A 12489-nucleotide genomic window follows, 5' to 3' on the forward strand; every position below is an offset into this window, starting at 1 on the left:
CTGTCCTTAGTGAGCTTTGCTGCCGAGGGTGACCAGGCCGTCGGCCCGGTCGCGGCCGAGCCAGCTGGTCCAGCCGAGGCGGCAGGGGTTGTCGGCGCCGATGCACAGTTCGCGGATCTCGTCCTGGCGCAGCTCCAGGCGGATGTCGTAGTCCAGCGGGTCGCGCAGGGTGAAGCGCACCAGCGCGCACAGGGGCTGGTAGCCGCTGCCGATCGGCAGGAATTCGTGGAAGCGCTGCCAGCCGAGCTGGCGGATATGGATGCGGAACTTGCCGCCGCGGTCGCGCACGAACTCGCCCAGCACCAGGCTCTCGCCCAGTTGGCTGTTGGCCAGGCCGAGGCGGTTGCGTTGTTCGCCGAGGATCTCCACCTGGCGCTCCAGGCATTGCTCGATATGCAACTCGGCGTGCTTGAAGTAGTAACGCAGCACCGACTCGATCAGCGCCGCCGAATGGGCGCGCAGGCTGAGCAGGCCGAGGTAGGGCAGCAGGCGCTTCCAGTTCAGTTCGGTGGCGGCGCGAATCTGCGCGCCACCCAGGCCGATCAGGGCGAACAGCTGCTCGGAGAAGGGGTCCAGGGCGCCGCTGTGGAATCGCGCGTGGTAGCGGTACTTCTGCCAGATCGGCAGCAGCAGGCGCTGCAGGCGGTTGTTGAACAGGTCGAGGAAGTCGCGCGTCGGGTTGCCGTCTTCGCTGTCGCCCAGGGCCTGCTCGCCATAGAAGGCCGGCAGCGGTGAGCCGGCACCGAACAGGCTGACCAGGTTGATGCGCAGACGCGCGCGCAGCTCGCCGTGCTCCTCGAAGAACTGCACGCGATCGATATCGCTGCCGGGAAAGCCCAGGCTGGGGTTGGCCTGGAATTCCAGGCGTTGCTGCAGGGCCTCCTCATCCAACTGGGGATGGGCGGCCCGCAGGCGATCCAGCACCAGCTGTACACCCTGGAACAGGCTGTACTCGCGGATGCCCCGACTCAAGCGGCTTAGAGCAGGGGCTGTTGCCCCATGCGCGGCGTCCATTGGTACACCTCTCCCTGTGTGCTCTGCACGCGCAGCTCGTGGTACGAGTTGAGGCTGGCGTAGAGGGCGAAAAATTCATTGAGCACCGAGGCGAAGAGGAACAGGTCGCCCTCGCCCACGTAGCCTTCGGGGTTCATCGTCAGCTCGGTGCGCACCCCGCGCACCGGCAGTCCGCGGTGCAGACGGTCGACGTGCTGGTGGCGGATGCCTTGCAGACCGCCGAGCAGGCGTTTGCTGACCTTTTCGGCGTGCTGGTCGTAGTAGCGCGGCAGGTCGTAGGTCTCGAGGATCACCTTGAGCGCCTCGACGTTGGCAAGCGACAGGTAGTTCAGCGACATGTTGCTGATCAGCTTCCAGAGGAAGTCGCGGTGCAGCGGCGACGCGTAGCTGGGCGTCACCGCGCTGATATTGCGGAAGGTCAGGAACTCCGGGGTGTCCTCGCTGGGCATGCAGATATCGCCCAGGCCCAGTTGCCGGGGCAGGTTCTGGTTGGTGCAGGTCAGCTCGATCGACAGCGTCTCGTGCTGGTCGAGGTTGCGCAGGCCGAAGCTCAGGTAGGTTTCCAGGCCGTCGCCGAGCAGCGACGGTTGCTGGCGCACGCTGTAGTGCGGCCGTGCCAGGGGTACGTCGAAGCTGGGGTCATGCTCGAAGGACTCGAACGGCACGTATTCCTCGTAGCCCTGGCCGCCGGGTTTCCAACCGGTGACCCGGTCCACCGAGAACACCCCGCAGTGCTGCGAATCGAACTCGGCCGGCAGCAGCAGGTACTGGTCCTGCTTGCCGTCCAGGCGGATCGGGATGGCGTCGTGGGCGAACAGGTTGACCACCGGCGTGCAGTACAGGCGCACGTTGTCCAGGGTTGGGCGAATGCGCTGCACCCCGGCCTTGACGATGTCGAAGCGCAGTTCCAGGCCGCGGGCCTGCTCGAGCAGCTCCGCGGGCAGGCGCTTGAGCGCATCCAGGCCCTTGAGGTCGACGAACAGGAACTTGTCCTGGAAGGCGAAGTATTCCTGCAGGTAGCGGTAGCCACGGAAGGTGTTCAGCGGGTAGGGGATCAGCGCCTGATCTTCGTCGAAACCCACCGGCTGCAACTGTTCGGCGCCCAGGCGCAGGTTGGCCACCGCCTGGCCGCCCGCGTCCTTGATCAGGGCCTGGCCGTCGGCGCCGAGCAGCACCAGCTGGATGCCGCTCAGATGGCGCAGCAGGCCGAGGTAGAGCAGCTGGCTGATATAGCGTTCGCCGGCCAGGTGCAGGCGCAGCTGCTTGAGGTTCAGCTCGCCGAGGTGGCCGTCGGCGCTCATGCCCAGACGCAGGCTGAGCAGCGCGCCGTCGCCCTTGACCGAATAATCCAGGCCGTTGAGCGCCAGCGGCAGCACCTCGGTGGCGAAGGCGGTGCGGAAGCGACAGGTCACGCCCTGGATCGGCCTGGACTCCACCGGCGTGTGGCGCGGCACCGGCAGGGCCGGACCGGAGCGCTTGAGCGGGTCGAACTGCAACATGCTGAAGGCCGGCAGCGGACGCATGTAGTTCGGCCACAGCAGGTGCATCAGCGAGTGGGTCAGCTCCGGCAACTCGTCGTCGAGCTTCTGCCGCAGGCGCCCGGTGAGAAAGGCGAAACCCTCCAGCAGCCGCTCGACATCCGGGTCGCGCCCGCTCTGCCCGAGAAACGGCGCCAACGCCGGACTGCGCTCGGCAAAGCGCTTGCCCAGTTGGCGCAGGGCGGTGAGTTCGCTCTGGTAGTAGTGGTTGAAGGACATTAGACGCTTGGCTCCGTGCCGTTTCCGTTGAGGGTGTTCTGCAGCCTCAGGTACTCGCGCCAGCCTTGCGGGTAAGTCGGTTCGTTGAGCCAGCGCTCACGCTGTTGGTGATCAAGGCTCAGCCAGTATGGCCACCAGTAGCTCCTCCACCAGCATTCGAGGCTGCCTTGCAGGCTGCCGAGCCCGTCTGCATCGATATTCGGGAACACCCTCCAGGGTGCAGGCGGCGCCAGCTCTGGAAGCGCTTCGAGAAGGGCGAGGCTATTGCTGATCAGCAGCAGGGTTGTTCCGTTGCCGAGAGTAAACGGGGACAGACCACGGTTTGCGTGATAAAGGCCCGCCGAGAAACTGTGGTCTGTCCCCGGATATTCCCAAACGCCTCGTCGACTGAGGATGTCGGCAGGTTTGCCCGGCAGATTGGGCATTGTTCTGGTGTTCGTTTTCATCCGTTGTTTGACCATTCTTCCTTGGGGTGGGCTGATCCGAGCATCAGAAAATCCTGCTGAAAACCCAATCGTTCAGCCGATAGAGCGCTGCCATCGAGACCAGGGAGAAAAACGCCAGGTTGAATGCATTGCGTCCGGATCTGTTTCGTAGGAGGGCTGTCAGATCCACCACAGCCAACAGTGCAGTGCTGATTAGGAGTGGGACGTAAAGAGCCAGCGATAGCATGAAGAGCCAGTGGAACAGATTGGCGTCGATGGATCGCCCGGCGATGTCGATGTGAACATTCCATTGCGTTCCCGGTGGAAAGGCGGAGATGGCCAGCATGGGAATGGCTATGAACAGGTTGACGAATCTCCACATAGTCAGCGCAGCCCTCTTGCGTAAAGAGTTTTGGCCAGCTCCCGGCGGCGCTGGCGGCCTATCTCGGAGTCTGCCGAGTAATAAAAGTGGCCGCTGCCATTCAGCATTTGTTGGCCAAGTAATGCCGCCGAATCGACGATTTCCTTGTCGCCCATGCCGGCATAGATGGGATCACCCTCCGTACTCAAATCCATAACGTGTGTTTTGATGATTTTCGGATGGCTGCTGGCAGCTTCCCTGAGACTCTTGTTGATCGGGGCCCCGATGAGAACCAGGTGGTCTACTTGCACCCCTTGGCGGGCGTGAAAAAGAGCAGTTCTTGCAGCAATCACCGCTCCCCATGAGTAGCCGATCAGATTCAACTGTCCGTTCTTGGGGAGCCGCTTCTGTATGCCGACCTCGGCGAGAGAGAACTTATTCTTCTTCACCGCCGCTACATCGCGGCTGATCCTTGCGAGAAAGGGACCGCTGGGTGGTTCACAACTCACCTCGGCGTATTTCCTGATGGTGATGGCGCCAAAGAGGTATTTCTTCTCGACGTACTCTTCTCCGTACTTGCACTTGGCAGGTTCGCCATACTGAAAGACCACAGGATCGAGCTCGTCCTGGTTGTAGAGGACAACGGCGGATGCGTCTCCGAGCATACCTACTAGGTCGGGTACGTACCGTTTGGGGCCTTCGACGTAGGCTGCATAGTTACCATGCACGGCGTTCCTGATTCCTGCCTCTGCGAGTGCCACCACCATGTCCTGGTTGTACGCTCCAGCCATGCCCGCGCCGCCAAGGAACACCGTCAACCCTCCTTCTACGATTACAGTTTTGGGGGTTGGTTCTTCGGAGGGGGTGCTCTTGATCGTGGCGACCTTTTTGTAAGTGCCGCTGGATGTCTGAATTTCGCTCATCAGCTATTCCGCCTGCCCCACGTAAATTTGAATTTCTTCGGATCGAGCGTGGCGGGCAACGCGGTGTGTCAGACCATTGGAGTCGGTGATTCCTTGTTCATGTGAGCCGTTCTCTCTGACCAATAAATAACGGTGGTTGTTAAGTGGAGTGCCCACTTCATCGGTCAGTACGAACTGCTCGTCAAACCCGCCAGGAATGGGAAGGGGAGACTGGAAGGGGGCCGGCGAATGCGCCGTCCCAATCAACACAGTCCCGGAACCCGCCGTCACCACATTGCCATGGCTGCCCACGGTACCGATGGTGGTCGCCGGCTTGCCGTTGATCAGTACGGTGGGAATCACCGCGCTGGCCAGGGCGCCGCCGCAGGCCGAGGGGTCGCCTTGGCGGGCGGCGGGCAGGCCGTCGAACAGCACGTCGGGGGAGCCGGCGGCGATCGGGTTGTTGCCGTGACCGGGAATCGGGCAGGCGGTGGGGTCGTTCAAGCGGGCGGCGGGTTTACCGGACATCCTTGTCGCTCCTCAATGGACCTTCACTTGTCCGCTGCCATCCAGGCGCGCGGAGAAACTGACCTGGCGTTTGATGCCGTCGACCTGCAGCAGGCCCTCGATGGAAAAGGACAGGCTCAGCGGGTCGTGGCTGCGGGGCAGGGAGATCACCCGCACCTGACGCAAACGCGGTTCGTACGCCTCGATGAAGCGTTCGATGGCGATACGCGCCTGCTGCAGCGAGTCGTGCAGCGACAGGCGCATATCGTTCAAATCGGGCAACCCGTAGTCGGGCAGCGTCTGCACGCTGCCCGCCCGGGTGCTGAGCATCTTGGCCAGGTGGGCAGCCACCGATGCCATGGCGGCGACCTCGCGGTCCCAGCCGGCGCGCTGGCCGGCCTCGCCACCGAGGCGTTCGAACAGGCTGCCGTACCCGGTCATGGCTGCTTACTCCTTGTCCAGCTTGCCGACCAGCGACAGGGTGAAGTCGGCACCCATGTACTTGAAGTGCGGGCGCACGTTGAGGCTGACGCGGTACCAGCCCGGCTCGCCTTCGACGTCGCTGACGATCACCTGGGCGGCGCGCAGTGGGCGGCGGCTACGTACTTCGGAGCTGGGGTTTTCCTGGTCGGCGACGAACTGGCGGATCCACTTGTTGAGTTCCAGTTCCAGGTCGGTGCGCTCCTTCCAGGCGCCGATCTGCTCGCGCTGCAGCACCTTGAGGTAGTGGGCCAGGCGGTTGACGATGAACAGGTACGGCAGCTGGGTGCCGAGCTTGTAGTTCAGTTCGGCGGTCTTGCCTTCCTCGCTGATGCCGAAGAACTTCGGTTTCTGCGCCGAGTTGGCGGAGAAGAACGCGGCGTTGTCGCTGCCCTTGCGCATGGTCAGGGCGATGAAGCCTTCCTCGGCCAGTTCGTATTCGCGGCGGTCGGAGACCAGCACTTCGGTGGGGATCTTGGTCTCGATTTCGCCCATGCTCTCGAAGTGGTGCAGCGGCAGGTCTTCCACCGCGCCGCCGCACTGCGGGCCGATGATGTTCGGGCACCAGCGGAACTTGGCGAAGCTGTCGGTCAGGCGGCTGGCGAAGGTGTAGGCGGTGTTGCCCCACAGGTAGTGCTCGTGGCTGCCGGCGACGTTTTCCTTGTAGACGAAGCTCTTCACCGGGTTGTCTTCCGGGTCATAGGGATTGCGCAGCAGGAAGCGCGGCACGGTGAGGCCGACGTAGCGAGCGTCTTCCTGCTCGCGGAAGCTCTGCCACTTGGCGAACTGCGGGCCTTCGAAGTGGTCCTTGAGGTCCTTGAGGTCCGGCAGGCCGGTGAAGCTTTCCAGGCCGAAGAACTTCGGCCCGGCGGCGGCGATGAACGGCGCGTGGGACATGGTGGCGACGCTGGCCACGTACTGCAGGGTCTTGATGTCCGGGGCGCTCGGGTCGAAGAAGTAGTTGGCGATCAGGGCGCCGACCGGCTGGCCGCCGAACTGGCCGTACTCGGCGGTGTAGATGTGCTTGTACAGGCCGGACTGGACGACCTCCGGGCTGTCTTCGAAGTCATCGAGCAGGTCTTGCTTGGAGGCGTTGAGGATCTCCAGCTTGATGTTCTCGCGGAAGTTGGTGCGATCCACCAGCAGCTTGAGGCCGCGCCAGGAGGATTCCAGGGCCTGGAACTGCGGGTGGTGGAGGATCTCGTCCATCTGCCGGCTGAGCTTGGCGTCGATCTGGGCGATCATGCGGTCGACCATGGCCTTCTTCACCGGCTCGTGCTCGTTGTGCGGCTTGAGCAGTTCTTCGATGAAGGCCGATACGCCGCGCTTGGCGATGTCGTAGGCCTCGTCGTCGGGGGTCAGCTTGGTCTCGGCGATGATGCGGTCGAGAATGCCGAGGTCCGCGGCGCTGTGGCCGCTCTCTAGTGCTGCGCTAGTGCTCATTGATCAGCGTCCTTGTCTGTGGAAATCAGGAGTCCAGGGTGGCTTGGGCGGCCAGGCCGAGTTCGCCGAGCACGCGGTCGCGCGAGTCGTCGTCGGCGAGCACGCTCTCGATGGCTTTGCGGAAGGCCGGGGCGTTGCCCAGCGGGCCCTTCAGGGCGACCAGGGCGTCGCGCAGCTCCATCAGCTTCTTCAGCTCGGGCACCTGTTCGACCAGGTTGGCGGGGTTGAAGTCCTTCATCGAGTTGATGCGCAACTGCACGGCCAGCTCGTCGTCGCTCGGCTCGTCCTGCAGGCGGTTGGCGACGCCGAAGGTCAGGTTGAGCTCCTGCTTGGCCAGCACCTCGTCGAAGCTGTTCTTGTCGATGCTGATCGGCTTGCGATCCTCGATCTTGCGTTCGTCGGCGCGCTGGGTGAAATCGCCGAGCACCATCAGCTTCAGTGGCAGTTCGATCTCTTCCTGGGCGCCGCCGGTGGCGGGCTTGAAGGTGACGTTGATGCGTTCCTTGGGGGCTACCGAGCCTTCTTTGGCCATGGTCATTCTCCGTTGCGGTTATGGCCCGTGGGCCTAGTCCAGTACCACTTCGAGGTCGAGGTGGCACAACCTGCGGTAGATCTCGTCCTTGTGCTCGCGCACGGCATGGTTTTGCGGCAGCAGTTCGCAGCAGCTGTGCAGCATGCGCAGCACCTCGAGGCTGAGATCGGGCTCCCAGTCGCCCAGACCGGAGGTCTGCAGCAACTGGTCGAGCGAGTCGAGTTGGGTCTTGGCCAGTTCGTATTTCTTCGCGGCGAAGCACAGGCGCGCCAGGCTCAGCTGCCAATAGAAGCGCTCGCGGCCGCCGCGGGCTTTTGCCAGGCCCTGTTTGAGTTGCTGCACCGAGGCCTTCAGGCCTTGCTTGCGCAGTTGCGGCAGGGTCTCCTGCAGGGCCAGCTCCCAGGCCGGCTGGTCGCTGCCCTGGTCATGGGCGGGAGCGCTCTCGCTCGCCGGTGCCTGCAGGTGTGGCAGCACATGGGAGCTGATCCAGGCGCAGGTCTGGGCGTCGGCGAAGGCGCTGCCGTCATGGAAGCGCAGCTCCTCCAGGCCGGTCATGCGCTGCAGGAACAGCGCCAGCTGGATCTCCACCTCGCGCATCGCCGGCTCGGCGTCGAGGCCCTGCAGGCATTGCCAGGCCAGGTGCTGGCCATCCAGCCAGAAGGGCGCGCGGGCGATGCTGGCCTCCAGGTCGACCAGCAGGTCGGCGTACTGGCCCTGCTGGTAGCGTTCCCGATAGCTGGCCAGCTTGTCGGCCGGCAGGCCGCGCAGGGCGGTGACCTGCTCGGCGTTGCGCTCCGGCAGGCTGTCGATCGGCAGCCACAGCAGGGTGCGCGCCAGGCGCAGGGCGCGCAGGTCGCTGGCCTTCTGCTTGAGCCAGTAGGCGCACAGAGGGCGGGCCTGGTCCTGCAGGCTGCGCAGGCTCTTGTGCGCATCCTTCTCGCTGTCCACCGGTGCGCCGGGGGTGAGTATCTGGGAGGCGGCCTGCTTGACCTGGGCCAGTGCCGCGCCGACGCTGCCGGGCTCCGGTTGGCCCTGGCTGGCGCGGCTCACCAGCTCGTCCAGGCGCCGGCACAACGGCAGCAGCAGCGGGGCGTGCTCGCCGAGGTGCCCGGACAGGCAGACTTCGAGGGCGCGCAATTGTTCGGCGAGGCTGCGGAACAGCGCCAGTTGCTCGCCGATCGGCACATGTTCGGCCAGTGCCTGCTCCAGGCGCGGCAGCAGCCAGCCGATGGCGGCGGCACGGGTGCGTGGCTTGCGCGGGTGCAGGTCCGCCCAGTGGTTCAGGCACAGGTAATGCAGCAGGCTCAGGCCCGCCTGCAGCCCGGTGAAGGATTCGCGCTGGTACAGGCCCCAGATCAGCCAGGCGGCGACACGCAGGTCCTTGGAGTGGGCGCTGAGCAGCGTCTCGCTGCCTTCGCGGACTTTCTGCCAGTCGATGGCGCCGGCGTCATGCAGCGCACTGGCCTTGCCCAGTTCGTTTTCCAGGCTTTCGTATTCGCTGGAATAACGGACATCGCTGCCGGCGAAATCGCCCTGATCAATAGGGAGTTTTGCCAGCGCCAAATAGTGGGCGGTGAGCTTGCTTGAATAGGTCATTCCATGACTCGAGTATATGTCCGTGCAACTCAGGTGCGCGTCTCTTTAATAGCGAGGTGCGGATTAACCGACTTCCTGAGTTGTGCAACTTTTTGCGCACATCAATGTGCAACAAGTTGCGCAAAGTCCTTATGGGGTGGGCATCCTAGTCCGATGAGTAGGGATGGGCAACCGGCAAAAGTGTGAAGCCTGTACCAGCTGTAAACAAAGACCGAACCAATAAGCGGCAAATAGTTCCTGTGAATTCCGCGCAGCACTTGGCAATTAAGGATGCCAAGTAATGGCTGTAAGTCGTTTCGCTACCGGTGCTGTAAGTAAATACTTACTGGCGAACTAGTGGCGCATCACAAAGTGCGCAGAAGTTCGTCCGGCGCTGTGAGCGGGCGCCGGGATCGATTGTCGTGTTTGCTGTGGCCAGGCGCTTTCGGCCCATTCGGGGAAGGCCTGTCAGCCTCCCCCCCCCGGGTGCTCTCAACCCGCCAGTGGCTCGCTCCACAGGCTGACGCTGAGGCGATGCTCGGCGCCTGGCGCCAGCACCACGAGGTCTTCCATGACATTGGCGTGTTCGATGCACAGCATGCCTTGCCAGGCATCGCTGGCGAACTGCGAGAGCCGTTGCGCCTTGTCGGTCCAGGGATTCCACAGTACCGCCGAGCGCGAGCCGCTGCTGCGCAATTGGATGCGCCGCTGCCAGACGGGGTCGAGGATGCTCAGCTGGGTGGGGGTGTCGAGGTAGATGCGGTCGGTTTCGCCGGCAAAGCGCAGCGGGTCGAGTTGCTGACGTTCCGCCCAGTCGTCCAGGGTGTCGATGTAGCGACAGCCCTGCAGGCCTTCGACCTGGGACTGGCGCACGTCGCCGACGGCGAAGTAGCTGTGCAGGGCCTGGCTCAGTGCCAGGGGGGTGTCACCGAGGTTGCGGCTGAGCAGGTCCAGATGCAGGTGCTGGTCGAGGCGGATGCGCAGCTTCAGTTCGGCGGCCTGTGGCCAGTTCGGCAGCGGCTGCTCGGCGCTGTTGAAGGCGAAGTCCAGGTTGACCCCGTCGTCGCGCTTGTCGATGCCCAGCAGGTTCCACTCGAGGTCGCGTACTAGGCCGTGGGATGGCAGCAGGTTGCCACCCGTGTGCATCGCCTGCACTGCCTGCGGGTTGCGCCGCAGGTCACCGAACCAGGGCCAGCACACCGGCACGCCACCGCGCACGCTGCGCCCGCTTTCGTAGGCCGCCTGCTCGCTCAGCCAGATCAGCGGCCGTTCGCCGTCGCGCTGGTAGCTCAGCAGCTGGGCTCCTTGCTGAGCGACCAGCAGCTCGGCGTCGGCATGACGGATGCGCCAGCAGGTCAGGGCGCCCATTTCGATCCGTTCAACGTTGGAAGTGGCCATTGCTATGCCTTGTCGCCAGTGAAGATGACCCTATTGGAACGCAGCTTGCCCGGCAGTCCAAGGGGCAGATAGCAAAACGCCCGTCAGGGTGACGGGCGTTTTGCCGGTTGCGTTGCCTGTTACTTGCCGTAGACCTGCTCCGGCAGCCAGGTGATCAGTCCCGGGAACTGATAGGCGATGACCAGTAGCAGCATCTGGATCAGGATGAACGGAATGACGCCGCGGTAGATGGTGCTGGTCGGTATCGAAGCGGGGGTGACCCCGCGCAGGTAGAACAGCGCGAAACCGAATGGCGGGGTGAGGAAGGAGGTCTGCAGGTTCAGCGCGATCATCACCCCCAGCCAGACCGGGTCCAGACCCATGGCCAGTAGCACCGGGCCGACGATCGGCACCACCACAAAGGTGATCTCGATGAAATCGAGTATGAAGCCGAGCAGGAAGATCACCAGCATCACCACGAAGAAGGCGCCGAGCACGCCGCCGGGCAGCTGGGCGAACACCTCCTCGATCATCGTCTCGCCGCCGAAGCCGCGAAACACCAGGGAGAACAGCGAGGCGCCGATCAGGATCATGAACACCATGGCGCTGATCTCGGTGGTGCCGTAGGCCACTTCGCGCAGCTGGCCGAAGTTCAGCTTGCCCTTGGCGAAGGCCAGCAGCATGGCGCCGAGGGCACCGAGGGCCGCCGCTTCGGTGGGCGTGGCATAGCCGGCGAGGATCGAGCCCAGGACTGCGGCGATCAGCGCCAGCGGCGGTAGCAGGGCGGCGGTCAGCTTGCCCCACTCGATCGGGCCGAGCTCCTCCTGGGGCAGGGCCGGCAGTTTCTTCGGCTGGAAGATCGCCGTGCCGACGATGTAAAGGATGTACAGGCCCACCAGCAGCAGGCCGGGGATGAAGGCGCCGACGAACAGGTCGCCGACCGACACGGTCTTCGGCGAGAAGATGCCCATCTTCAGTTGCGCCTGCTGGTAGGCGCTGGACATCACGTCACCCAGCAGCACCAGGACGATCGATGGCGGGATGATCTGCCCCAGGGTGCCGGTCGCCGCCAGGGTGCCGGTGGAGATTGCCGGATCGTAGCCGCGGCGCAGCATGGTTGGCAGGGCCAGCAGGCCCATGGTCACCACGGTGGCGCCGACGATGCCGGTGCTGGCGGCGAGCAGCGCGCCGACCACGCAGACGGAAATCGCCAGGCCACCGCGCAGGGTGCCGAACAGCCGCGACATGGACTCCAGCAGGTCTTCGGCGACCCGCGACTTCTCCAGCATCACGCCCATGAACACGAACAGCGGCACCGCCAGCATGGTCTGGTTGTTCATGATGCCGAACAGACGATTGGGCAGGGCGCTCAGGTAACCGGCGTCGAAGGTGCCAGTCAGCGCGCCGATGCCGGCGAAGATCAGCGAAACACCGCCGAGGGTAAAGGCCACGGGGAAGCCGGCCATCAGGGCCAGGCAGATGCAGACGAACAGCAGAATCGCCATCAACTCAACCATTTTTCACCTCGGACTCGGGCAGGCGGCCGGCCAGACCGTAGGCCGCCTTGATCAGATCGGCAACGCCTTGCAGGGCGAGGCTGAAGACCAGCACCAGGATGATGCTCTTCTGCAGGTAGACGAATTTCAGGCCACCGGACTCGCTGGAGGCTTCCAGGGTCGACCAGGAATTGGCGACGTAGTCCCAGCTGGCCCAGCCGAGGTACAGGCACAGCGGCAGCAGCAGCAACAGGTTGCCGCAGACCTCCACCAGGGCTTGGCGGCGGCCGCTGAACTTCTGATAGAAGATGTCCACGCGTACGTGGGCGCCGCGAATCAGGGTCCAGGCGGCAGCCCCCATGAACACCAGGGCATGGGCATACAGCACGGATTCCTGCAGGGCGATGGCGCCGATGCCGAAACCGTAACGCAGCACCACCACGATGGCGGTACCGACCACCAGGAACAGGGTCAGCCAGGCGCATCCCTGGCCAAGGCGGGTGTTGAACGCGTCGATCAATCGAGCAATGCGCAACGGCATGGGAGGGGTGTCGGACATGTGGAGTCCTTGTCGTTGTGGGTGAGGAGTGCAGGCAGCCGCGGATTCTAGGCGGGCCCGG

13 protein-coding genes are annotated in these 12489 nt (G+C 64.1%); all 13 read right to left on the minus strand.

What is annotated here, in order from left to right:
• Positions 1-6 precede the first annotated feature (6 nt).
• Complete coding sequence (gene tssG, locus ACSX1D_RS21885; protein ID WP_439860436.1) at positions 7-1014, minus strand: type VI secretion system baseplate subunit TssG; 1008 nt, start codon at positions 1012-1014, stop codon at positions 7-9.
• Entirely contained in the window at positions 978-2771 is a 1794-nt protein-coding gene (gene tssF / locus ACSX1D_RS21890; RefSeq protein WP_439860437.1) for a type VI secretion system baseplate subunit TssF, read from the minus strand. The genes tssG and tssF overlap by 37 nt, the downstream gene beginning before the upstream one ends.
• Positions 2771-3217: a hypothetical protein gene (locus ACSX1D_RS21895; RefSeq protein ID WP_439860438.1), complete on the minus strand. Its 447-nt coding sequence runs from the start codon at positions 3215-3217 to the stop codon at positions 2771-2773. The genes tssF and ACSX1D_RS21895 overlap by 1 nt, the downstream gene beginning before the upstream one ends.
• 43 nt (positions 3218-3260) lie before the next feature.
• Positions 3261-3578 (minus strand): hypothetical protein, encoded by a 318-nt coding sequence (locus ACSX1D_RS21900; protein WP_439860439.1) that lies wholly within the window; start codon positions 3576-3578, stop codon positions 3261-3263.
• A gap of 2 nt (positions 3579-3580) precedes the next feature.
• Positions 3581-4480, minus strand: coding sequence for an alpha/beta fold hydrolase (locus tag ACSX1D_RS21905; protein ID WP_439860440.1), 900 nt, complete (start codon positions 4478-4480; stop codon positions 3581-3583).
• Between the two features lie 3 nt (positions 4481-4483).
• Entirely contained in the window at positions 4484-4987 is a 504-nt protein-coding gene (locus tag ACSX1D_RS21910) for a PAAR domain-containing protein (RefSeq protein ID WP_439860441.1), read from the minus strand.
• A 12-nt stretch (positions 4988-4999) separates the two neighbouring features.
• Positions 5000-5407 (minus strand): type VI secretion system baseplate subunit TssE, encoded by a 408-nt coding sequence (tssE, locus tag ACSX1D_RS21915; RefSeq protein ID WP_439860442.1) that lies wholly within the window; start codon positions 5405-5407, stop codon positions 5000-5002.
• Between the two features lie 6 nt (positions 5408-5413).
• A complete protein-coding gene (tssC, locus tag ACSX1D_RS21920; protein ID WP_439860443.1) occupies positions 5414-6889 on the minus strand; it encodes a type VI secretion system contractile sheath large subunit in 1476 nt (491 codons plus the stop codon).
• 25 nt (positions 6890-6914) lie between these two features.
• Positions 6915-7421, minus strand: coding sequence for a type VI secretion system contractile sheath small subunit (gene tssB / locus ACSX1D_RS21925; RefSeq protein ID WP_208707782.1), 507 nt, complete (start codon positions 7419-7421; stop codon positions 6915-6917).
• 33 nt (positions 7422-7454) lie between these two features.
• Positions 7455-9017 carry a type VI secretion system protein TssA gene (gene tssA / locus ACSX1D_RS21930; protein WP_439860444.1) on the minus strand — a complete coding sequence of 521 codons (1563 nt, stop codon included), beginning with the start codon at positions 9015-9017 and terminating at the stop codon, positions 7455-7457.
• A gap of 471 nt (positions 9018-9488) precedes the next feature.
• Entirely contained in the window at positions 9489-10394 is a 906-nt protein-coding gene (locus tag ACSX1D_RS21935) for a D-hexose-6-phosphate mutarotase (RefSeq protein WP_439860445.1), read from the minus strand.
• 119 nt (positions 10395-10513) lie between these two features.
• Entirely contained in the window at positions 10514-11890 is a 1377-nt protein-coding gene (locus ACSX1D_RS21940) for a TRAP transporter large permease (RefSeq protein ID WP_208707785.1), read from the minus strand.
• Positions 11883-12428 carry a TRAP transporter small permease subunit gene (locus ACSX1D_RS21945; RefSeq protein WP_439860446.1) on the minus strand — a complete coding sequence of 182 codons (546 nt, stop codon included), beginning with the start codon at positions 12426-12428 and terminating at the stop codon, positions 11883-11885. The genes ACSX1D_RS21940 and ACSX1D_RS21945 overlap by 8 nt, the downstream gene beginning before the upstream one ends.
• Positions 12429-12489 lie beyond the last annotated feature (61 nt).

The sequence above is a fragment of the Pseudomonas sp. MBLB4136 genome, assembly GCF_051904765.1.
Lineage (GTDB): Bacteria > Pseudomonadota > Gammaproteobacteria > Pseudomonadales > Pseudomonadaceae > Aquipseudomonas.